Source organism: Pseudomonas sp. AK106 (assembly GCF_053903055.1).
In genome coordinates, this window is the sequence record NZ_CP096426.1 from 2,584,506 (window position 1) to 2,607,140 (window position 22,635).

The 22,635-nt window shown below is 63.2% G+C and carries 19 protein-coding genes; 14 read left to right on the top strand and 5 right to left on the bottom strand.

Annotation, left to right across the window (positions count from 1 at the left end; all coding sequences use genetic code 11):
• Window positions 1–190 precede the first annotated feature (190 nt).
• From M1E04_RS11610 to M1E04_RS11640, 7 genes are all read left to right on the top strand, one after another.
• The gene (locus tag M1E04_RS11610) at window positions 191–1,111 is read left to right on the top strand and encodes a DNA-3-methyladenine glycosylase family protein (protein WP_192136025.1); all 921 of its coding nucleotides are present in this window, start codon (window positions 191–193) and stop codon (window positions 1,109–1,111) included.
• Between the two features lie 216 nt (window positions 1,112–1,327).
• Window positions 1,328–1,867 carry a methylated-DNA--[protein]-cysteine S-methyltransferase gene (locus M1E04_RS11615; RefSeq protein ID WP_456293022.1) on the top strand — a complete coding sequence of 180 codons (540 nt, stop codon included), beginning with the start codon at window positions 1,328–1,330 and terminating at the stop codon, window positions 1,865–1,867.
• A 70-nt stretch (window positions 1,868–1,937) separates the two neighbouring features.
• Window positions 1,938–2,741 (top strand): isocitrate lyase/PEP mutase family protein, encoded by an 804-nt coding sequence (locus tag M1E04_RS11620; protein ID WP_369319018.1) that lies wholly within the window; start codon window positions 1,938–1,940, stop codon window positions 2,739–2,741.
• A 121-nt stretch (window positions 2,742–2,862) separates the two neighbouring features.
• Complete coding sequence (gene lexA / locus M1E04_RS11625; protein ID WP_456293023.1) at window positions 2,863–3,480, top strand: transcriptional repressor LexA; 618 nt, start codon at window positions 2,863–2,865, stop codon at window positions 3,478–3,480.
• Window positions 3,480–4,097, top strand: coding sequence for a translesion DNA synthesis-associated protein ImuA (imuA, locus tag M1E04_RS11630; RefSeq protein WP_456293182.1), 618 nt, complete (start codon window positions 3,480–3,482; stop codon window positions 4,095–4,097). The genes lexA and imuA overlap by 1 nt, the downstream gene beginning before the upstream one ends.
• 7 nt (window positions 4,098–4,104) lie before the next feature.
• Complete coding sequence (locus M1E04_RS11635; RefSeq protein ID WP_456293024.1) at window positions 4,105–5,532, top strand: Y-family DNA polymerase; 1,428 nt, start codon at window positions 4,105–4,107, stop codon at window positions 5,530–5,532.
• On the top strand, window positions 5,529–8,630 hold the full coding sequence (locus tag M1E04_RS11640) for an error-prone DNA polymerase (RefSeq protein WP_456293025.1): 3,102 nt from the start codon (window positions 5,529–5,531) through the stop codon (window positions 8,628–8,630). Before M1E04_RS11635 ends, M1E04_RS11640 begins: the two co-directional genes overlap by 4 nt.
• A 56-nt stretch (window positions 8,631–8,686) precedes the next feature.
• Here M1E04_RS11640 and iolG read toward each other — a convergent pair whose 3' ends face one another.
• Both iolG and M1E04_RS11650 read right to left on the bottom strand, forming a co-directional pair.
• Window positions 8,687–9,685 (bottom strand): inositol 2-dehydrogenase, encoded by a 999-nt coding sequence (gene iolG / locus M1E04_RS11645; RefSeq protein WP_456293026.1) that lies wholly within the window; start codon window positions 9,683–9,685, stop codon window positions 8,687–8,689.
• A gap of 58 nt (window positions 9,686–9,743) precedes the next feature.
• The gene (locus tag M1E04_RS11650; protein WP_456293027.1) at window positions 9,744–10,769 is read right to left on the bottom strand and encodes a LacI family DNA-binding transcriptional regulator; all 1,026 of its coding nucleotides are present in this window, start codon (window positions 10,767–10,769) and stop codon (window positions 9,744–9,746) included.
• Window positions 10,770–10,985: 216 nt separating this feature from the next.
• On the opposite strand from M1E04_RS11650, the gene M1E04_RS11655 reads away from it, so the two are divergent.
• Window positions 10,986–11,837, top strand: a complete 852-nt coding sequence (locus tag M1E04_RS11655) for an urea carboxylase-associated family protein (protein ID WP_296307139.1) — start codon at window positions 10,986–10,988, stop codon at window positions 11,835–11,837.
• A gap of 45 nt (window positions 11,838–11,882) precedes the next feature.
• Here the strand turns inward: M1E04_RS11655 and M1E04_RS11660 are convergent, their stop codons facing one another.
• Entirely contained in the window at window positions 11,883–12,284 is a 402-nt protein-coding gene (locus tag M1E04_RS11660) for a hypothetical protein (RefSeq protein ID WP_456293028.1), read from the bottom strand.
• A gap of 301 nt (window positions 12,285–12,585) precedes the next feature.
• Here M1E04_RS11660 and M1E04_RS11665 point away from each other — a divergent pair, with 301 nt between their 5' ends.
• The 3 genes from M1E04_RS11665 (at window position 12,586) to M1E04_RS11675 (ending at window position 15,669) form a co-directional block, all read left to right on the top strand.
• Complete coding sequence (locus tag M1E04_RS11665) at window positions 12,586–13,596, top strand: zinc-binding alcohol dehydrogenase family protein (RefSeq protein ID WP_456293029.1); 1,011 nt, start codon at window positions 12,586–12,588, stop codon at window positions 13,594–13,596.
• Window positions 13,597–13,607: 11 nt separating this feature from the next.
• The gene (locus M1E04_RS11670; RefSeq protein ID WP_456293030.1) at window positions 13,608–14,738 is read left to right on the top strand and encodes a mannitol dehydrogenase family protein; all 1,131 of its coding nucleotides are present in this window, start codon (window positions 13,608–13,610) and stop codon (window positions 14,736–14,738) included.
• A 223-nt stretch (window positions 14,739–14,961) separates the two neighbouring features.
• Complete coding sequence (locus M1E04_RS11675; RefSeq protein WP_456293031.1) at window positions 14,962–15,669, top strand: FadR/GntR family transcriptional regulator; 708 nt, start codon at window positions 14,962–14,964, stop codon at window positions 15,667–15,669.
• 43 nt (window positions 15,670–15,712) lie between these two features.
• Here M1E04_RS11675 and uxuA read toward each other — a convergent pair whose 3' ends face one another.
• Complete coding sequence (gene uxuA, locus M1E04_RS11680; protein WP_456293032.1) at window positions 15,713–16,756, bottom strand: mannonate dehydratase; 1,044 nt, start codon at window positions 16,754–16,756, stop codon at window positions 15,713–15,715.
• Window positions 16,757–17,093: 337 nt separating this feature from the next.
• Between uxuA and M1E04_RS11685 the strand changes: the two genes are divergently transcribed.
• On the top strand, window positions 17,094–18,383 hold the full coding sequence (locus tag M1E04_RS11685; RefSeq protein WP_065990385.1) for an MFS transporter: 1,290 nt from the start codon (window positions 17,094–17,096) through the stop codon (window positions 18,381–18,383).
• Window positions 18,384–18,476: 93 nt separating this feature from the next.
• On the opposite strand, the gene M1E04_RS11690 is transcribed toward M1E04_RS11685, so the two are convergent.
• Window positions 18,477–19,385 carry a LysR substrate-binding domain-containing protein gene (locus tag M1E04_RS11690; RefSeq protein ID WP_456293033.1) on the bottom strand — a complete coding sequence of 303 codons (909 nt, stop codon included), beginning with the start codon at window positions 19,383–19,385 and terminating at the stop codon, window positions 18,477–18,479.
• A 169-nt stretch (window positions 19,386–19,554) separates the two neighbouring features.
• Here M1E04_RS11690 and M1E04_RS11695 point away from each other — a divergent pair, with 169 nt between their 5' ends.
• Together M1E04_RS11695 and M1E04_RS11700 are read left to right on the top strand one after the other, a co-directional pair.
• On the top strand, window positions 19,555–20,898 hold the full coding sequence (locus M1E04_RS11695) for an MFS transporter (RefSeq protein WP_456293183.1): 1,344 nt from the start codon (window positions 19,555–19,557) through the stop codon (window positions 20,896–20,898).
• A gap of 31 nt (window positions 20,899–20,929) precedes the next feature.
• Window positions 20,930–22,204, top strand: coding sequence for a glucarate dehydratase family protein (locus tag M1E04_RS11700; protein WP_456293034.1), 1,275 nt, complete (start codon window positions 20,930–20,932; stop codon window positions 22,202–22,204).
• Window positions 22,205–22,635: the final 431 nt, after the last annotated feature.

Consider the following 22,635-nt stretch of genomic DNA (forward strand, 5'->3'; position numbering starts at 1 on the left):
GAAGAGGCCGGTGTACCCACTCTCAATTCTGCGGTGTGACACCTGACATGTTACCGGCTGAAGCCGGTCCTACAGTCGGGGCGCGATCCGGTCCTGGGGTCGACACCGCCTGATGTGTTCGAGCCCAAAAAATTTGTACGCCTTCATCGATTACGCTAGCGTCAGCCGACCTGACTGCCGGCGATTCCCCATGCTTCGACCTCTCCAGCCCCACGCCTCGCGCCTGATCCCCTTCAACCCGCCGTTCGACTGGCAGCGCATGCTCGATTTCTTTGCGGCGCGGATGACGGCGGGCGTGGAGGCGGTGGTCGATGGGGTGTACATGCGCACGATCGACTTCAAGGGCAGCCAAGGTGCCTTGTCGGTCGCACTGGCGCCGGACGGGCAGCAATTGCTGGCGACCGTCCATGGCGAGGTCAGCCAGCACATTGATGAGCTGATCGTGCCGGTTTCGCACATGTTCGATCTGTACGCCGAACCGCCCATCATCGACCAGGCTCTCTCGCAAGACCCGTGGCTGGCCTCGCTGGTGCAGCGTCGCCCGGGGCTGCGCGTGCCGGGGGCGTTTTCCGGGTTCGAGCTGGCGGTGCGCACGATTGTCGGGCAGCAGGTCAGCGTCAAGGGTGCGACGACGATTATCGGTCGCCTCGTGCAGCGCGCCGGGGTTCAGGTCCACGATGGGCTGCATGAACAATTGGCCTGGCGCTTCCCGACGCCTGAGGCCCTGGCGCAGGCCAACCTGGACAAGATCGGCATGCCCGGCAAGCGCGTCGAGACCCTGCAGCGTCTCGCGGCGGCGGTGGCCAGTGGCGAGCTGTCCCTTGACGTTCGTCATGGCGTCATTGGCGATTTACGGCGACAGTTGCTGGCCATGCCCGGCATCGGCCCCTGGACCGTGGAATACATCGCCATGCGCGCCTGGCGTGACCCGGACGCCTGGCCTGCCGCCGATCTGGTGCTGATGAATCTGATGACCCTGCAGGAGCCGACCCTGCTGCGCCTGCCGCAGCACAAGGCGCGGGCCGAAGCCTGGAAACCCTGGCGCGCCTACGCCGCGATTCACATCTGGAATTCCGCGGCAGACGCGGCGGGCAAGCAGAAGGGCGGCTGACCTGTGAGTTCGAGCGCAAGAAGCGGGTGGTTCGAACCGGGCGCGCGAGTAGTATGTCGGCATTCGACCCGGCGCCCGGACGGTCTGGGTCATGCCGGATGATCACGGATCATGTCGGGTCATTGCGGATGACCAAGGCGCACCACGATCCAGTGCGAAATCCTCAACACGCGCAATACCGCAAGCCAGGCCACAAGTCAGAGCAGGAGCCAGACGATGATTTTCACCTACCGCTTCATCGATTCCCCGGTCGGTCAGTTGAAGTTGATCGCCAAGGGCCCGCGTCTGGCCGCCGTGCTCTGGGAAAACGACCGCCCCAACCGCGTGCTGCTCGGGCCGATGAGCGAAGATGCCGGCAGCGATATGCTGGACCGGACCGAGCGCCAGCTCGGCGAATACTTTGCCGGTCGCCGACAGCGCTTCGACCTTGAGCTCGAATTCCATGGCACCGCATTTCAGCAGAAAGTCTGGCAGGCCTTGTTGAATATTCCTTTCCGCGAAACCCGCAGTTATCTCGACATTGCCGTGCAGATCGGCAACCCCGCCGCCGTGCGCGCCGTCGGTGCCGCCAATGGCAAGAACCCGATTTCCATCATCGCCCCGTGCCACCGGGTGATCGGCAGTTCCGGCGCGCTCACCGGTTTTGCCGGTGGCCTCTACGCCAAGCACCTGCTCCTGACGCTTGAGGGGTATCAGCCCGCGTCGCGTGGCAAGGGCATTACGGCGGCGGCTTTGACCCAGGCGTCACTGTTCTAGACTGGCCCCCACACACACGCACACCCTGTCAGTAAAAACCCGCACAGAAACCGAATCAATGGAGATGATCATGCCCGGTTCCGCTCAGACGTTTCGCTCACTGCACCACCAGTCCACCGTTTTGCGCCTGCCCAATGCCTGGGATGCCGGCAGCGCTCGGCTGTTCGAAAGCCTCGGCGCCACCGCCATCGCGACCACCAGCGCCGGGGTCGCCTGGGCCCAGGGCTATGCCGATGGCCGTGTGTTTCCGGTGGACATCGCGGTAACCGTCGCGGCCAGCATCGCGCGGCTGATCAACGTGCCGCTGTCGGTGGACATGGAAAACGGCTACTCGGACGACCCGCAAACCGTGGCGGAAAACGTCAAGCGGGTGCTGGACGTCGGCGCGATCGGCATCAATATCGAGGACGCTTCCGACGCGCCGGTGCTGCTGGCCCGCAAGATCGAGGCGATCAAAAGCATGGCGGCCCGCAACGGGCTGGACGTCTTTATCAACGCCCGCACCGACGTTTACCTGGCGAGTCTGGTCGCTGAAGAGTTGCGTCTGGAGGAAACACTGAAGCGCGGCCAGCTTTACAGGGAAGCGGGTGCAGACGGCCTGTTCGTGGCGGCATTGGTGGATGTCGAGCACATCAAGACCGTCGTTGCAGGCATCGACCTGCCCATCAATCTGTTGGCGCGACAGGGCCTGCCCGCCGCCGACGCGCTGGCCCAGCTGGGCGTGCACCGTTTGAGCGCCGGGTCCACCATCACGCAGACCTTATGGGGACAGGCCGAGCAACTGGCGCGGGGCTTTCTGCAGGAAGGGCGATCGGAAGCGGTCACCGAAGGCAGCCTGACCTACCCGCAGATCCAGGCGTTGTTTGAGCGCTAGATAGCACCCATCGCAATAAATGAAATAAGGGGTGGCGATTCTGTGGATTCGCCGCTCTGTTACAAAAATTGCCAAGGGATCGACAGGAGGCGCTGGTCAGGATTAGTCGAAAAGAGTACAAATGTGCTCCATGACGACCCTATCCCCCAAACGCGCTGCCATCCTCACGTTCATACGAGATCGCATCGCCCAGAATGGCCAGCCTCCCAGCCTGGCTGAAATTTCCGAAGCCTTCGGTTTTGCTTCCCGCAGTGTCGCGCGCAAGCACATCGTGGCCCTGACCGACGCCGGCTTGATCGAAGTCGTCGCCAATCAGGCCCGCGGCATCCGCCTGCTGGACACTGGGCCACGGCCGCAGATGCTCGACATTCCCCTACTCGGTCGGGTGGCCGCCGGCGCGCCCATCGGGCCCGACCTCGACAATCACGACACCTTCACGCTCGACAGCCGCACCTTCATGCGCGTCCCGGATTACCTGTTGCGGGTGAGCGGGGACTCAATGATCGACGACGGCATCTTCGACGGTGATCTGGTGGGCATCCTGCAAAGCGCCGAGGCCCGCGACGGTCAGATCATCGTCGCCCGGCTGGACGGCGAAGTGACCATCAAGCGCCTTGAGCGCGGCGATGATCAGCTTCGCTTGCTGCCGCGCAACCCGGCATATCAACCGATCATCGTGCGGCCCGACCAGGACTTCGCCATCGAAGGCGTGTTCTGTGGCCTGGTGCGCCGGGAATGATGGGCGCGGTGGTCAGCCTCGACGCGCTGCTGGACGAGCGACGCGTCTGGAAGGGGCGTCAGCACGTTGCCTCGGTTGCCGCCCAGCCTACCGGCCATGCCGCCCTCGATGCTGCGTTGCCCATGGGAGGCTGGCCGCCTGCAGCAATGACTGAAGTGCTGGTGGCGGCCAACGGCAGCGGCGAGTTGCGTCTGATGTGGCCGACCCTGGCGCGACTGGCGGACAGCGGCGAGCGCATCGTGCTGGTTGCGCCTCCTTTTTTGCCCTATGCCCAGGCGTGGCAGATGGCGGGCATCGACCTGAAGCAGTTGTCGATCATCCACGCCAACGAGCGCGATGCCCTGTGGGCGGTGGAGCAATGCCTGCGTTCGGGCAGTTGCGGCGCGGTGCTGTGCTGGCCGACCAAGGTCGACGACCGTGCCTTGCGTCGTTTGCAGGTGGCCGCCGAAACCGGTGAAACCCTGGCCTTTGCCTGCCGTGGGCATGAGGCGGCAGCCAATCCGTCTCCGGCCGCGCTGCGCATTGCCATCGACCCGCGCCCCAGTCAGTTGCGGGTGCTCAAGTGTCGCGGCGGGCTGGCGCCTTCTTCCCCCGTTCCGTTCATCGCTGACGCTTGAGGTTGCCATGCTCTGGGCTTGTGTCCTCCTGCCGCAGCTGGCGCTGGACGGCGTCATGCGCCGTCGCGAAAACCCTGAAGAACCGCTGGCTCTGATCAGCGGCACGGCCCAGCGCCGGGTGCTGCAGACGGTCAACCCGGCCGCCCGCGCGATGGGCTTGCGTGCCGGCCAGTCTCTGACCGCAGCCCACGCCATGACCCGGGAATTCGCCACCGTCGAATACGACCCGGACGAAACCGAGCGCTGGCACCGTTTGCTGGCGGCCTGGGCCTACCGTTTCAGTTCCCATGTCAGCCTCAAGTACCCGCGCGTGCTGTTGATGGAGGTGGAATCCAGCTTCGGCCTGTTCGGTCCGTGGCCGGTGTTCGAGGCGCGACTGCGTCAGGAGCTGACCGAGCTGGGCTTCACCCATCGCATCGTCGCGGCGCCCAATCCGCTGGCGGCCCGCATGCTCGCCAACGCCCATGACGGTCTGGCCGTGACCGATGCCGACACGCTGCAGGAGGTGCTGGCACAGATGCCGGTCAACCGCATCGGCCTGCCAACCGAAGTCGCCACTGCACTGGCGCGCATGGGCCTGCATCGCGTGCGCCAGGTTCATGGCTTGCCCCGTGACACCCTGGCCCGGCGTTTTCCGGCGGCCGTGCTGCAACACCTCGATACGCTGTTCGGGCGCAGGCCCATGGGGCTGGAGTGTTATGTGCCGCCTGACCGTTTCGATACCCGCATCGAGCTCAACTTCGACGTCGAATCCCATCAGGCGCTGCTGTTCCCGCTCAAGCGCATGATTGCCGATCTGGCGGTTTTTCTGGCCGGACGCGACAGCGGCGTGCAACGTTTTGTGATTCATCTGGAACACGTGCCAAGCGTGGGTAGCGTTGCGCCGGACACGCAAATTCCCGTCGGCCTGCTCAGCGCCGAGCGCGAAGCCAACATGCTGTTCGAGCTGGCACGGGGTCGTCTGGAACAAATTGAAGTGCCGTCTCCGGTCCGCGCGTTGCGATTGCAGGCCAAGGACCTGCCGGCGTTCGTGCCGACCCACCGCGAGCTGTTCGACGACCGTCCGCAGCAGACCATGCCCTGGGAGCAGCTTCGCGAGCGCCTGCGCGCACGGCTTGGGGACGAAGCGGTCGCCGGTCTGGGCTTTCAAGCCGACCATCGCCCCGAGTGCGCTTCGTCGCCCGCGTGCCCGGGCAAACCGCCGGCGCTGCTCCACAAAGTACCGCGCCCCGGCTGGCTATTGCCGGAGCCCGAGTTACTGACCGAGCCCGGCCTGCGTGTGCTGGCGGGGCCGGAGCGCATCGAGTCGGGCTGGTGGGACGGCGGCGATGTACGCCGCGACTACTACCTGGTTGAAACCCGTAACGGCCAGCGTGGCTGGGCGTACCGCAGCGTCGGCGACATCAGTCTGTTGCTGCACGGCTGGTTCGCATGAGCGGGGGATACGCCGAGCTGCATTGCCTGTCGAATTTCAGCTTTCAGCGCGGGGCGTCGAGTGCTAAGGAGCTGTTCGAGCGGGCAAAGCTGCATGGGTATCAAGCGCTGGCGATCACCGATGAATGCACCCTGGCGGGCATCGTGCGTGGGTGGCAGGCCGCAAAGGAATGTGAGCTGCCACTGATCATCGGCAGCGAAATCACCATCGAGAACGGGCCGAAAATCGTCTTGCTGGTGGAGAATCTCGCCGGCTACCAGGCCTTGTGTCGCTTGATCACCCAAGGGCGGCGCCGCAGCAAGAAGGGCGAATACCGGCTGCTGCACGCGGACTTTCAGCAGCCGGTCCCAGGGCTTCTGGCGCTGTGGCTGCCGGATCTTGATCAGGACATCCCGACCCGACGGGAGCAAGGCGAATGGCTGCGGGGGATCTTTCAGCAGAATCTGTGGCTGAGCGTCGAACTGCATTGCGGTCCGGATGACCGAAAGCGCCTCAACACCTTGCTCGGTATGGCGCGTGCCATGGCGATTCCTGCCGTCGCCAGTGGAGACGTGCACATGCACGCCCGCGGTCGTCGGGCGTTGCAGGACACCATGAGCGCCGTCCGCCATCACACCACCGTGGCCGAAGCGGGGCATCGGCTGTTTGCCAACGGCGAGCGGCATCTGCGGCCGCTCTCGGTATTGAGCGAGGTTTACCCGGCGAGCCTGCTGATTGAAACCTTGAACATCGCCCGGCGTTGCACCTTCGACCTCAGTGAATTGCGCTACGAATACCCCCATGAGCTGGTGCCGCCTGACCAGTCCCCCAGCAGCTGGTTGCGGCACCTGACCGAGCAGGGCGCCAGTCGGCGCTGGCCTCAGGGCGTGCCGGAGGTCGCCCGCAGCAACATCGAAAAAGAGCTGAAGGTCATCGCGGCCAAGCGGTACGAGAGTTACTTCCTCACGGTGCACGACATCGTCAGCTTCGCCCGCGGTCAGCACATCCTCTGCCAGGGCCGTGGCTCGGCGGCTAACTCCACAGTGTGTTTCGCCCTGGGCATCACCGAGCTGGACCCGTCAAAAAGCAACCTGCTGTTCGAGCGTTTCATCTCGGAAGAGCGAGACGAGCCCCCGGACATCGACGTCGATTTCGAGCATGAACGGCGCGAGGAAGTGCTGCAATACGTGTTCCGTCGATACGGCCGGGGCAGAGCGGCGCTCACCGCCGTTGCCAGTACCTACCACGGTGCGGGGGCCGTCCGGGATGTGGCGCGGGTCCTCGGTTTGCCGCCCGACCAGATCAATGCGTTGGCCGATTGTTTCAGCCGCTGGAGCGACAACATGCCGCCCGCCGAACGGCTCCGGGAATGCGGTTTCGAGCCTGACAGCCCGATTCTGCGACGTGTGCTGACGTTGACCGGCGAACTGATCGGCTTCCCCCGGCATCTGTCCCAGCACCCCGGCGGTTTTGTGATTTCCGAGCATCCGCTGGAAACCCTGGTGCCCGTGGAAAACGCCGCCATGGTGGACCGCACCATCATTCAGTGGGACAAGGATGACCTCGATCTGGTGGGCCTGCTCAAGGTCGATATTCTGGCCTTGGGCATGCTCAGCGCACTGCGCCGGACCTTCGACCTGGTCAGGGGTTATCGCGGTTACGACCTGACCCTCGCGACCATCCCCGCCGAGGACAAACCGACCTACGACATGATCACCCGCGCCGACACCATCGGCGTGTTCCAGATCGAGTCCCGGGCGCAGATGTCCATGCTCCCGCGCCTGAAGCCCAACACTTTCTATGACCTGGTGATTGAGGTGGCCATCGTCCGGCCCGGGCCCATTCAGGGCGGCATGGTGCATCCGTACTTGCGCCGCAAGAACGGCGAAGAGGCCGTGACGTACCCGTCCGAAGAACTGAAAGCGGTGTTCGAGCGCACGTTGGGTGTGCCGCTGTTTCAAGAGCAGGTCATGCAACTGGCGATCGTCGCCGCGGATTACTCGCCCGGCGAGGCGGACCAACTGCGCCGTTCCATGGCGGCCTGGAAACGCCATGGCGGTCTCGAGCCCCATCGCATTCGCCTCAGCGAGCGCATGAAGGAAAAGGGCTACCCCGACGAGTTCATCCAGCGGATTTTCGAGCAGATCAAGGGCTTCGGCAGTTACGGCTTCCCGGAATCCCACGCCGCCAGCTTCGCCTTGCTGACCTACGCCAGTTGCTGGCTGAAATGCCACGAGCCGGCGGCCTTTACCTGCGCGCTGATCAACAGCTGGCCCATGGGCTTTTACAGCCCGGATCAACTGCTGCAGGACGCACGGCGCCACCAGATCGACGTGCACCCGGTGGACGTGCGGTACAGCGACTGGGACTGTTCACTCGAGCCTGTGGCCGGCCGGGAATACAACCAGAACCTGGCGATCCGCATGGGTCTGCGCATGATCCGCGGCTTTCGCGAGGAGGACGCCAAGCGTATTGAACAGGCGCGCGGCGTACGTGCTTTCAAGGACGTGGCCGACCTGTGCATCCGCGCCGAGCTGGACAATCGCGCCCGTGCTGCGCTGGCCGATTCCGGTGCGCTGCGGGGGCTGGTGGGGCATCGGCACCGGGCGCGCTGGGAGATCGCCGGCGTCGAGATGCAGCGTCCGTTGTTCGGCGACGACTGTTTTGGCGAAGAGGCCCAGGTCGCGCTGCCGCTGCCCAGTGTCGCCCAGGACCTTGCTGCCGATTACGACACCCTCGGCACCACACTCGGCCCGCACCCGCTGGCCCTGCTGCGCCATAAGCTGGCGGCGAAGCGTTTTCGCAGTTCAAAGGATTTGCTGGATGAAGAACACGGCCGCAGCTTCAGCGTCGCCGGGCTTGTCGTCGGTCGACAACGGCCCGGCACCGCCAGCGGCGTGACCTTCGTGACCCTGGAAGACGAACACGGCATGATCAACGTGGTGGTCTGGCGTGATCTGGCCGAGCGTCAACGCAAGGTGCTGGTAGGGTCGCAGTTGATGCAGGTGTTCGGCAAGTTCGAATTCCAGAAGGGCGTACGCCACGTCATCGCCCAGCGATTGTTCGACCTCACGCCGATGCTCACCGGGCTCGACGTGCGCAGTCGCGATTTCAAATGATCCGCCGGGCGTTCATCATGCCCGCACCCAAGTACGGGCGATGGGCACCGCAGGATTCACATGTCCACTTTCACCGCTCGCCCGGTCTTGATCGACTCGATGGCGCAGTTGGCCAGATGCAGCGCTCTCAAGCCATCCCGGGCGTTGGTCGGCAGGGTCTGGTTGCCGCGCACCGCGTCAATGAACTGGTTCAGCTCGATGCGGTAGGAAGCGGCGTAGCGCTCGAGGAAGAAGTTCTCCAGCGGCTCGCGCACTTCGGTCTGCGTGGCGCTGTAGCTGCGCACGGTGCTCGGGCGATGGTTGTCGTTGAGGATCATGCCCTTGGAGCCGAACACTTCCAGGCGCTGGTCATAGCCGTACACGGCCTCGCGGCAGCAGTTGATGTGGCACTGTTTACCGGAGGCGGTGCGCAGCAGCACCATCACGCTGTCGTAGTCGTCGATCTGCGCCAGTGCGGGTTCCACGAGGCGGCTGGCGATGGCGATGACTTCGATGGGTTCTTCGCCGAGCAACGTCCGTGCGGTGTCGAAATCATGGATGGTCATGTCACGGAAGATGCCGCCGGAGTGGGTCAGGTACTCCACCGGCGCCAGCCCTGGATCGCGGCTGGTGATCACCACCTGGCGGACCTCACCGACGTCCCCACGGGCAATGGCTTTGCGCATCTGCAGGGTGTCCGGGTCAAAACGGCGGTTGAACCCAAGCATCACCTTGCCGTTCAGGCGCTCGATCTCTTCCACCGCGCGGGCGGCTTTGGCGAAATCCAGGTCAATGGGTTTCTCGCACAGCACCGGTTTGCCCAGTTTCACCGCCCGCAGCATCAGGTCGATGTGGGTGTCGGTCGGCGTGCCGATGACAATCGCGTCCACATCGTCCCGGGCAATGGCGTCGGCGCAATCGTAGGCCGCGGCGCAACCCAGCTTGCCGGCCAGGGCGTCGACGCCTTCGCGCCATGGGTCAGCGATCAGCACCAGTTTCACGTCGGGATTGGCGGCCACGTTGGCCGCGTGGATGTTGGCGATACGGCCTGCGCCGAGGACAGCAATGCCTAGCATGGGTGGATCTCCGGGATTGTTGTTATGGGGTGATCGGCGTAACGGGTGCGGCTGCACATCAGTGCATCAGGTTGAACGGCGTGACGACCTGCACGTGGGACACGGGAATCGGCACCGCCTTCCACAGGCGATGGAACTGCAGGATGTGCAGAAACGCATTGCGGGCATCTACGTGCAGGTTGTGATCGATGATCGCGGCAATCTTTTCTTCCGCCAGCAGTTGCCGGTTTTCCTGATCGAGGTCGTGGCCGATGAACACCTCCAGGGGGCGGTCCAGTGCGGCGAAGGCTTCGACGATGGCGCGGTTACCGCCGCCAACGCTGTAAATGGCTTTGATCGACGGATTGTCCTGCAGCGCCCGGGTCACTTTTTCAAAGGTCGGCTCATGCACGCCGAACCCTCCGGTGACGTCAACGACGCGCAGATGGGCGGCACGGCTGCGCAGCCAGGTGCGAAAACCCATCTCGCGCTCTTCCTCGCCACGAAACAGCTCGCTGCTGATCACCACGGCCACGTCTTGCGCCTCGTCGGCCAGCCAGCGCGACATCAGATACGCCGCCGTTTGCCCGGCCGTGCGATTGTCCATGCCGATGTAACCGATGCGCTCACTCTGGGGCAGGTCGGAAACAAACGTCACCACCGGCACACCCGCCCCCGTCGCCTGATTCACCGCTTCGTTGATCGGCAACTCGTCCGCGGCCTTGATGATCAGGCCCTGACTGCCTTTGCCGACGCAACGCAGAATCAGGTCGTGCATCTGCTGCGGGCCGATGGCCTGATGGAGGTGAAAGCGCGGAAAGATACGAAACGGCGCCAGACTGCCGAGCTGGGCGAGAACCGCCTCTTGTACGGCATCGCTGAAACGCTTGGGCGTGTGCAGGATGACGTCGATATGAAAGGTGCGGCCCACCGCAGGCCCGGACTTTTCCTGGGCTTCGAGCTCTTCGAGGGCTTGATGGATGCGGCGGTGGGTCTGGTAATGCACGCTGCCGCGCTGATGCAGCACGCGATCGACCGTCGCCTTGCTCACGCCGGCTTGAGTCGCGATCTGCTTGATGGAAAAACGTCTGGCGCGGTCGAGCATGTGAATCCCCTGAAGCCTCTCGATGAGGTCTTGTTGAGGTCGATTCGGGGCCTCGGTGAGGCTGTCGCAATGCTAATCGCAGTTCTATTGCTTGTACAGATGGAAATTAAATTCCAAATAAGCGTTGTGGTTTTGCGTGTTCAACGACTCAACGCGTTTGGCACGGGCTGTGCTGTGACCAGTGTGTCCGACCCCCATCATTCGCCAGGAGCACCCATGTTCAAAGACTATCCCGCTGCTTATCAGGTCAGCAAAGGCTCGGCGCTGCAAGTCGACACGGCGTTTTATCAACGCATCCGCGAGGCGCAGGACAGTCGCACCTTGGTCGAGCAGTTCGAAGTGCCGATCCGCACCGGGCGAGCGTGGAAGGTCAAGGCCGGTCAGGTGTTCCGCGTTACCACCCCGGTGGGCCCGCAAGTGGGCGACTTCAACGTCTGGAGCGCCGATGATCCCCGCGAGCGCCTGTGGGCGGCGCGCACCCGGCAATTGCAGGGCGCCCATGTCACGACCCACGACCGGTTGTGGTCGAACCTGCCGTTCCTGCGGCCGATGATCACCATCACCGACGACAGCCTCGCCAGTTACGGCATCGACGAGCACGGCGGTCGGCTGCATGACCTGCTCGGCACCCGCTGCGATCCCTACGTGAACAAGATGCTCACCGGCGAAGACTTTCACCACCACTGCCATTCGAATCTGACTCGCGCCGTGTTGCCCCATGGCCTGACCGAATTCGACGTGCACGACGTGCTGAATATCTTCCAGTGCACCGGCTTGAATCACGACGACCTGTACTTCATGAAAGCCTGCCCGGCCAAACAGGGGGATTACCTGGAATTCTTCGCCGAAATCGACCTGCTCTGTGCGCTGTCGACGTGTCCCGGCGGCGACCTTTCCCTGCCGATGTGGGGCCCGGATGCCCAGGACCCGCTGACCGTTTGCCGGCCGCTGGGTGTAGAAATCTACGACATTGATGCGGCGTTGCTGCAAGGCTGGGAGCAGCCAAAACGAGCGGCCTACAACGGCTTGCACGGGTTGAAGATCGACAAGGCGGACTGGGAGGAGTAAGGCCGCGCTGAGTCTGGTATTTCTAATACCAGGTCCTCACCGCATTCACGCATCCCGAAACAAGTCGTGGGCGTCCAGCAGGCGCCAGGCGATTTCGGGATTCTTTTCCAGGCCGCGGCGGATGGCGGCAGGAATGGCGGCGCGGGTTTTGCGGCACATGCCGGGCAGTTCGGCGATGTCGATGACCATGCCACGCATGCTGCGCACTTCATTGAAGCCGGGGCCGATGTCCAGGCGGATGCCCAACTGGTCGAACATCCGCGTTTGCAGGCGCTGCAGATCTTCCAGCGTGGCGATATTTTCCAGACGCTCAAGCAGACGTTTCTCTTCCTGACGGGTCAGGCGAAGGATGCGCACGTCCGCGCCCTCCAGATCCAACAGTCGGTCGCGGTCGCATTTACAGGCGCCGGGCGGGCAGGGCGAGCGGATCGGCAATGGGGAAGTCATGGGCTCCGATCATAACCATGGGCTGTTGGGATTTACAGCCGTAGCGCTGGTGATCGCGCTGAAAACTCAAATGGCTGATTTGGTAAGGCCAATACCTAAATAGATTAATTGGTCTTGCCAATGGTCAGGCGGCTGTGTCATTTTTTCCTGCAGCGCCGCGCTTGTCATGGCTGCAGCCACTGCACTTGCGGCCCGCGCTTCCAGAATCCATCCGCCACCTCACAACAACAAGATCACTGCCCGGTAACCTGCGGCTCTGGCCGTTTCAGCGATGCCGGCGTGTCTGGTCTGGAGAGAGAAAATGCTCACCGTCGTCTGCGAAAAACCCGGTTCCCTGCTGGCCCTTGACCGTCCGAAACCCGAACGGGCACCCGGCGAGACGCTGGTCCGCATCAAGCGGGTCGGGGTCTGTGGCACAGATCTGCATATCTTCAACGGCAACCAGCCGTTCCTCGAATACCCCCGGGTCATGGGCCACGAATTTTCCGGCATCGTCGAGCAAAGCGAGGCGGGCAGCGGGCTTGAGCCGGGCGACGTGGTCTATGTAATGCCGTACCTATCCTGTGGCGACTGCATTGCCTGCCGCCAGGGTAAGACCAATTGCTGCGTGCGCATTCAAGTGCTGGGCGTCCATCGCGACGGCGCATTCACCGAATACCTGAGCCTGCCCCACAACTTCGTGCTCAAGGCGGACGGGGTCACGCTGGATCAGGCGGCCATGATCGAGTTTCTGTCCATTGGCGCCCATGCGGTGCGTCGCTCCGACGTGCAAGCCGGCCAGCGCGCGCTGGTGGTCGGCACCGGCCCGATTGGCATGGCGGTTGCAATTTTCTCACGTCTGCGGGGCGCGAAAGTCACGGTGCTCGACACCCGCGAGGACCGCCTGACGTTCTGCAAGCAGCACCTGCAGATTGACTCGGCCGTGCTGATCGGCGAAGACGACAAGCAGCAACTTGAGCAACTGACCCAGGGAGAATTCTTCGATGTGGTCTACGACGCCACCGGCAACGCCAAGGCCATGGAGCGCGGTTTCGAATTCATCGCCCACGGCGGCAAATACGTGCTGGTGTCCATCGTCCGCGACACCATCAGCTTCTCCGACCCTGAATTTCACAAGCGCGAAGCGACGCTCATGGGCAGTCGCAACGCCACCGTCGAAGACTTCCGCTACGTCGAGCAATGTCTGCGCGACGGCTTGATCCCGGACGCCGCGCTCAATACCCACCGCATGGCCCTGAGCGAAGTGACCGAGCGCTTCACCACGCTGCTCGACCCTGCGCAGCGGGTCGTCAAAGCCATCGTCGAATGCTAGGAGGCGCGGGCATGCAGGCAACCCCGTTCACCCCCATCCTGCAGTTCGGCACCAGCCGTTTTCTCCAGGCCCATGCCGATCTGTTCATTTCCCAGGCCCTGGAGAAGGGCGAAGCGCTGGGCAGAATCACCGTCGTGCAAACCACTGGCAGCGCCGACAGCGCGCAGCGGGTGCAGGCGCTGGCCGGTGGCACGGGTTATCCGGTGCGCATTCAGGGCGCAGAAAACGGTCGCACGGTGAACGAGGAGTTTTGGTCCACTTCCATTGCCGGCGCGCTGCAAGCCGGCCCTGACTGGCCGGTGATTCGTCAGGCGATTCGGCACGACGTGCAGGTGGTGATCTCCAACACTGGCGACAAAGGTTATGTGCTGGAGGCGGCGGACACGGCGTCTTGCCTGGCCGCTGAGGCGCCGACGCCCCGGAGTTTTCCGGCGAAACTGCTGGTGTTGCTCCATGACCGCTGGCTGGAGAATCCTGATGCGCCGCTGTCGCTGTTTCCCTGTGAGCTGGTGTCACGCAATGGCGATGTGCTGCGCGACCTGATCATTCAACTGGCGGTGGAGTGGGGCATCGACGCCGGGTTTGCGCACTACCTGCGCGACACCTGCCGCTGGGCGAATTCCCTGGTGGATCGCATCGTCTCGCAGCCCATCCAGCCGGTGGGCGCCATTGCCGAGCCGTACGCGATCTGGGCGATTGAGCGTCAGCCTGGGCTGGTGGTGCCGTGTAGGCATCCTTGTGTGGTGGTGACGGATGAGCTGGAGCAGTACGAGCAGCTCAAGCTGTTCATGCTGAATTTGGGGCACACCTGGCTGGCCGAACGTTGGTCGAAAGATGGCCGGCCTGAGGGCGAGACGGTGTTTGAGGCCATGAACGACCCGCTGCTGCGCGGGAGCCTGGAGGATCTGTGGGAGCGGGAGGTGCTGCCCGTGTTTGCGGCGAAGGGCAAAGGGGATCAGGCGCACAACTATCTGGCCAGCGTCCGCGACCGTTTTCTCAACCCGTTCCTGCAGCACCGGATTGCCGACATCGCGCAAAACCACGAAGAGAAGAAACGCCGCAGGTTCTGGCCGGTGGTTGAAATGGGACGGGGGATTGTGGGATTGGAGCAGCCGCTGCTCAAGGGCGCGTTGGCCGATTGATTTCCGCCTGACACACCAAGATTCCATAGTGGGACCGGCTTCAGCCGGGAAGGCGTCAATTAGCACACCGCAAAATCGAGGGTGAACGCACTGGCCTCTTCCCGGCTGAAGCCGGTCACACTAAAAGATCGCGTGCATCCAGTGATGACCGCGTCCATGGTCCCGCCACAAGGCGCCCCGACGCCTGTGATATCCTCCGGCGCATCCTGATGGAACGTGATTGATGACCGCGCCAAGCCCCGCACCCGAACGCCGCCTGTACCAGATTACCGCCGACCGATTGCGCGAGCACATTCGCAAGCATGGCATCGCCCCTGGCGCGCGCCTGCCTCCCGAGCGCGATCTGGCGCAGTTGCTCGGCGTCTCCCGGCCATCCCTTCGCGAAGCCCTGATCGCCCTGGAAATCGAAGGCAGCGTCGAAATCCGCATGGGTTCCGGTATCTACGTCTGTGAGCACCTGCTCGGGGTCAAAGGCAAAACCCGCACGCTGGGCGAGAGCCCGTCCGAGCTGATGCAGGCCAGAGCACTGATCGAAGGTGAGAGCGTGATGCTGGCCTGTCTGCACGGCAGCAAGGCTGATTTTCGCTACCTGCAGGGTTGCATCGAGAAGATGCGCGAGGGGGCGCTCAAAGGCGTGCCGGCGCTGGACGACGACCGCAAGTTCCACCAGCGGCTGGCGAAAATGAGCGGCAACTCGACCCTGGTGCGCATCATCACCTCATTGTTCGAAGAGCGGTACAGCCCGCTGACCGCCCATGTCAGCGAACACTCCGAAACCACCGAAACCTGGGCCATGGCCGTGGCCGAACACGAAGCCATTCTGCACGCCGTCCAGACCCGCGACCTGATTGGCGCCCAGACCGCCATGCGCGAACACCTGCGCCGCTCCGAAGCGCGCTGGCTCGATGGCATGGATGCGGAGCTGCGTTAACAGGCGCCCGCCGCAAGGCGGTGCTGTTCAAAAATCCTCAGCCTCACGCCATCGTTTTGCGGATCCCTTCCCACAAGCCATTCAGGTACACCGCACCCAGCGCCCGGTCGTACAGGCCGTAGCCCGGCTTGCCGGTTTCGCCCCAGATCATCCGTCCGTGGTCGGGGCGGTAATAGCCCTCGAAGCCGGTCTCGACGTAAGCCTTGACGATCTCGGCCATGTCCAGCGAGCCGTCTTCCGAGCGGTGTGCGGTCTCAAAAAAATCACCGGCTTCGTTGACCTTCACATTGCGCAGATGGGCGAAGTGAATGCGACCCTGACCGCCGAATTCTCGCACCAGCGAGGGGATGTCATTGCCCAGATCGGCGCCGAGGGAGCCTGAACACAGGGTCAACCCGTTAGCCGGGTCATCGACCATGGCCAAAATGTGCGCGAGGTCTTCGCGATTCTTCACCACCCGCGGCATGCCGAACATCGAGCGCGGCGGGTCGTCCGGGTGCAGGGCCATCTTGATGCCGGCGTCTTTTGCAACCGGGATGATGCGCTCCAGAAAGTACGCGAGCCGTTCGCGCAGGGTGGCTTCGTCGACCTGGGCGTATTCGTTGATCAACTCGCGCAGGACCTCCGGCTCATAGCTGACGTCCCAGCCGGGCAGGCTGATGCCGTTGTCCAGGTTCGCCTGCTCGATCACCGCCACGTCGAACGCCAGGGTGGTCGAACCGTCGGGCAGCTCCATGGCCAGGGTCGAGCGGGTCCAGTCGAACACCGGCATGAAGTTGTAGCAAACCACCTTGATCCCGCAGGCCGCCAGGTTGCGCAGGGTCTGGCCGTAGTTGTCGATCAACTGATCGCGGGAAGGTAGGCCACGCTTTATGTCTTCGTGGACCGGCACGCTCTCGATGACCTCCAGCTCCAGGCCGTGGGCATTCACCGTGGCTTTAAGGGCGGCGATCTTGTCCAGCGGCCAGACCTCGCCCACCGGGATGTCGTAGATCGCCGAGACCACGCCGGTCATGCCGGGGATCTGGCGGATGTAGGGCAGGGTGACGGGATCGCTGTCGCCGTACCAACGGAAGGTCATCTTCATTGCGCAGTCCTTGTTGTTATGGGGGGCAGTCCGCTCAAGACCGCCAGTGCGTCGCCGCCAGCGGCCCGAGGTGGCTTGCGCAGCAGAATAGATTGGTCAGGCCAAATTATGCAAATTCCGACCGTCCAGCCATAAAGCCGCAAATAAATCGCCGTTTTGATTTCCCTAACCCGATTTGCGGGTCTAGTATCCGCTGCATTCGGATATTTGGTCAGGCCAATTCCGCGGTTCTCGACGGGTGCTTTATCCCTCGTTGAGCAGCGTGTGAATCAAGGCCAGGGCGCTATGCGAAGCTCAAACGACGTCTTACTCATAAAAATAATTAGGAGGACTCGCCATGCAGAAAGGGCGCTGGTTGGTAATTTTTCTGTGCTTCCTCGCGGTGGCCATCAACTACATCGACAGGGCCAACCTCGCGGTTGCCGCCCCTTACATCCAGAAAGAACTCGCCTTGGGCTCAGGGCAAATGGGCCTGCTGCTCAGCGGCTTCTTCTGGACCTACGCACTCATGCAAATGCCGTTTGGCTGGTTCGTCGACAAGGTCGGCGCGCGCATCGCGCTGCCCCTCGCGGTGGCCTGGTGGTCGCTGTTCACGGCGGCCACGGCGGCGGCGAGCAGCCTGGCGTCGATGTTCGGTTGCCGGCTGATGCTCGGCGTGGGCGAGGCGGGGGCGTATCCGTCCTGCGCGAAAATCGTCAGCCAGTGGTTCGACGTCAAGGAGCGCGGCTTTGCCACCAGCATCTTCGACAGCGGTTCGCGGGTCGGCTCGGCGCTGTCGATCCCGCTGGTGGCGCTGATCATCGAGCTGTGGGGCTGGCGCGCGTCGTTCATCATCACCGGCGCGGTGGGCCTGATCTGGGTCGTGGGCTGGTTTCTGATCTACAAAGAGCCCCAAGCCGTTGCGGCCATCGAGCAGCATGAGGCAGGCAAGGCGGCAACCCTCGCCGCGCGGCCGAAAGTGAAATGGGCGTCGCTGTTTCGCCACCGCACCCTGTGGGGGATGATGCTGGGCTTCTTCTGCCTGAACTTCGTGATCTATTTCTTCATCACCTGGTTCCCGACCTACCTGGTCACCGAGCGCGGTTTCTCGCTGAAATCCCTCGGTACGCTGGGCACCATCCCGGCGGTGGCGTCCATCGTCGGTGGCTGGATCGGCGGACTGACGTCCGACGCGCTGTACCGCCGGGGCTGGAGCCTGACCGCCGCGCGCAAGACTTGCATCGTCGGCGGCATGCTGATGTCGTCAAGCATTTCGCTGTCGGTGTTCGTTGACAGCACCTGGGCGATGCTCGGCTTTTTCAGTCTGGCCTATGCCAGCCTGGCGTTCGCCGGCGCGAGCATCTGGTGCCTGCCGGCTGATGTGGCGCCGTCGCCTGCCCACGTAGCGTCGATCGGCGGCATCCAGAACTTCGCGTCGAACACCGCCGGGATCTTCATCACCACCTTCACCGGCTTCATGCTGGTGATCGGCAACGGCTCGTTCACCGCGCCGCTGATGACCGCCGGGGCGTTTGCCCTGTTGGGGGCGTTCAGCTATTTGTTCATCGTCGGCAAGATCGAGCCGTTTTCCACGACGCCGGAGGATGCCGCGCCGCTGGACGCGTCGGCGGTCGCCCAGCGCACCTGAATGTTGAAACAGATGCGGGCACCACTTCTGCGGGGTGCCCACTGACGCTTTCCCGGCTAAAGCCGGTCCCACAAGTCGGCGTTCTAGCCGGTCCTACTGCGCGGTGCGCCCTTCGGCTTTCACCGCGGCGCGAATCGCTTCCAGCAGCATCTGACACGCCGGGTTGTCGTTGTCCGAGCGCCACACCAGATGCAGCTCGCTCTGCACCCCTTCACCCAGATCGATGTCGCGAAACGTCACGCCCTTGAACACCACGTTGGCGGCGCAGCGCGGCACCAGCGCCAGGCCCATGCCGGCATTCACCAGCGCCAGAATGGTCAGCGACGAACCCAGCCACTGCACGTACTCGGGCGCCACTTGCGCCGAGCGAAACATGCCGGTGAGCAGTTCGTTGAACGGCGGGTAGGCCGAGTGCGAGTACATGAGGAAGGGCTGGGCGTCGAGGTCCTGCACGCTGATGTTCCGGGCGTTCGCCAGCGGATGACTGCTGGGCACCGCCAGCACGAACGGCTCGCGGACCAGGCATTCGGTCTCGTAACCGGGCTGCAGCAGCGGCGCCCGCACGATGCCCAGGTCGATGCGCCGGGCGCGCAGGGCTTCGTGTTGCTGGTACGTGTTGAGTTCAGTCAGGGAGATTTTCACGTGGGGCTGGTTCTGCCGGGCTTCGGCGATGACCCGTGGCAGAAACTCGTACACCGCGCTGCCGACGAAGCTGATAGTGACCGAGCCGATGTCGCCTTCGGCAAAGCGCCGCGCCGCGATGGCCGCCTGATGCGCCCGCTCCAGCAGCGTCTGCGCTTCGATGAAAAACGCCCGGCCCGCCGCGGTCAACGCGACGCTGCGGGTGTTGCGGTTGAACAGCTGAACCCCCAGCGAATGCTCTAGCAACTGGATCTGCCGACTGAGGGGCGGCTGGGTCATGTTCAGCCGCTCGGCCGCCCGGCGGAAGTTGAGTTCGGTGGCGACGGTGGTGAAGCAGCGCAGCTGGGCGAGCTCGAACATTGATCTAATCCAGGTATCAATCAACAGTCAATCTAGATTAGACGGGAACAATGCCTCGGTCCATGATCGGTTCATTCCACGCTATCCCACAAAAAATACAAAGACCGGGAGTCGCACCTTGAACCGCACCGTTCCCACCCCTGCACCCCTCAGCAGCGCCGATTCCATCGTGCTGGCCCGTGCGGCCACGAAGGTGAAGCGTCATGTGTTGCCGTTGTTCGTGATCATGTTCATCGTCAACTACATCGACCGGGTCAACATCGGCTTCGTCCGCAGCCACATGGAAACCGACCTGGGCATCGGCGCCGCCGCCTACGGGCTCGGCGCCGGTCTGTTTTTCGTCGGCTACGCGCTGTTTGAAGTCCCGTCGAACATGCTGCTGCAACGGTTCGGCGCCCGCGCCTGGCTGACGCGCATCATGTTCACCTGGGGCGCTGCGGCAATGGCCATGGCCTTCGTCCGTGGCGAAACCAGTTTCTACGTGTTGCGCTTCATCCTCGGCGCGGCGGAAGCGGGGTTCTTTCCCGGCATCATTTATTACTTCACCCAATGGCTGCCTTCCAGCGAACGCGGCAAGGCCATGGCCATCTTTCTCAGCGGCTCGGCCATTGCGTCGGTGATTTCCGGGCCGGTGTCCGGTGCATTGCTCGGCGTCAGCGGTCTGAACCTGCACGGCTGGCAGTGGATGTTCATCATCGAAGGCTTTGCTTCCATCGCCTTGTGCGGCTTCGTCTGGTTCTGGCTGCAGTCCCATATCCGCGACGCCAAGTGGCTGAGCGAAGAAGAGAAGGGCGCACTGATCAGCGCCATCGACGCCGAACAGCGCGCCCGGGAAGCGGCACAAGTGATCAAACCGTCGATCTTCAAGCTGCTCGCCGATCGGCAGATCATGCTGTTTTGCTTCATCTACTTTTCCGTGGCCCTGACCATCTACGGCGCGACCTTCTGGCTGCCGAGCATGATCAAGAAGATGGGCAGCCTCAGCGATTTCGAAGTCGGCCTGTTCAACTCGATTCCGTGGATCATCTCGATCGTCGCCATGTATGGCTTCGCGGCGCTGGCCGCACGCTTCAAGCATCAACAGGCGTGGGTCGCGGTCACCTTGGTGATTGCCGCGTGCGGGATGTTCATGTCCACCGTCGGCGGGCCGATTTTCGCCTTCGTCGCCATCTGCTTTGCGGCCATCGGTTTCAAGGCGGCGTCGGCGCTGTTCTGGCCCATTCCCCAAGGCTATCTGGACGCGCGCATCGCTGCGGCCGTGATCGCGCTGATCAATTCCATCGGCAACCTCGGCGGCTTCGTGGCGCCCACCGCGTTCGGCTTTCTGGAGCAGAAAACCGGCTCTATTCAAGGCGGCATGTACGGCCTGGCACTGACCTCGCTGGTAGCGGCCGTGGTGATCTTCTTCGCCCGTACCACGCCGAAGGGCGACCCATACCGCCCAAAGCTGGAAGACGCTGCGCCACGGCCTGCAGCCAGCGCGCTCAGCCCCCATTCAAGTCTTAAACCCTAGCCTCGAACCCTGATTGACCGGGAGAAGTCATTTGAAAATCACACGCGTCAGCGTCACCCCGATTGCCTTCCGCGATCCGCCGTTGCTCAACGCCAGCGGCATCCACGAGCCCTTCGCCCTGCGCTCGATCATCGAAGTCGAAACCGACAACGGCTACCTCGGCCTCGGCGAAAGCTACGGCGATGCGCCGGCCCTGGCGATCCAGCAGCAGTTGCAAAGCCAGTTGGTCGGCATGGACCCGTTCAACCTCAACCACTTGCGGGCGGTGGTCAACGCTACGGTGGCGGCTAACAAACCTGCTTCAATGGCGGGTGCCGAGCTGGCGCCGGGTTCTCACGCCAGCAAAGCGGTGAGCAATGCCTATTCGGCGTTCGAAGTGGCGTTTCTCGATGTGCAGGCACGTTCCATGAATCTGCCGCTGGTTGACCTGCTGGGCGGTGCCGTTCGCGACCGCGTGCCGTTCAGCGCGTACCTGTTCTTCAAATACGCCCAACACGCCGACTCGCCCTACGCGCCGGACAGCTGGGGAGAAGCGCTGAGCGAAGAACAGATCGTCGCCCAGGCGCGGCGGATGATCGACGCCTACGGTTTCAAAAGCATCAAACTGAAAGCCGGCGTGCTGGACCCGGAACACGAAGTGGCGTGCATCAAGGCGCTGAAAAAGGCATTCCCGGGCTATCCGCTGCGCATCGACCCCAACGGTAACTGGTCCCTGGACACCTCGATCCGCATGGCCGAACTGCTCGGCGACGACCTGCAATACTACGAAGACCCGACCCCCGGGCTGGACGGCATGGCCGAACTGCATAAACGTACCGGCCTGCCGCTGGCGACCAACATGGTCGTCACCGACTTCGACGAATTCCGCCGCAGCGTCGCGCTGAACAGCGTGCAGATCGTCCTCGCCGACCACCATTACTGGGGCGGCCTGCGCGACACCCAGGCGCTGGCAAAAATGTGCGACACCTTCGGCCTCGGCGTCTCCATGCACTCCAACTCCCACCTGGGTATCAGCCTCATGGCCATGACCCACGTCGCCGCCGCCGTCCCCAACCTCGACTTCGCCTGCGACACCCACTACCCGTGGCAAGAACCGGACGAAGAAGTCATCAAAGGCGGCAAACTCCCCATCATCGACGGCTGCGTCCACCTCACCCGCGAGCCCGGGTTGGGACTGGAGCTGGACTACGACCAGCTGGGCAAACTCAACGACCAATACCTAACGTGCGGCATTCGCCAGCGGGACGATGTCCGGCAGATGCAGAAATACAAACCGGAGTGGAAGGCGGTGAAGCCACGGTATTGAGGTTGGAGGGAGTCAGTACCAGGGCGGGTCGCAAGCGAGACCAAACACAGACAGACCGGGGACAGATTAATTTACGGTAAAGCGTTGTAAATAAATCAGTCCCCTTTGGAAAAACCCGAAGATCCTCCAGTGCCGGATGTATCCCCACGCAGAGCGTGGGAACGATCAGCGTTGGGCAGCGAAATTTCCGTTGCCGTCACCGGCCTCTTCCCGGCTAAAGCCGGTCCCACTAACAGACCGCACGCGCCCGTAGCAGCGGCTTCAGCCGGGAAGCCCTCGATCTGCTCTTGATCTGCTTTTGATCTGCTTGTGATCTTCGTGCACAAAAAGCCCAGTCACCGCCAATCGCGACTTGGGTGCAGGCTGAACGCAGGTCTCGCGGAGTGGGCCGAGCCGCATGGATGCGGCGAGAGCGCCGTCAGGGCATGGAT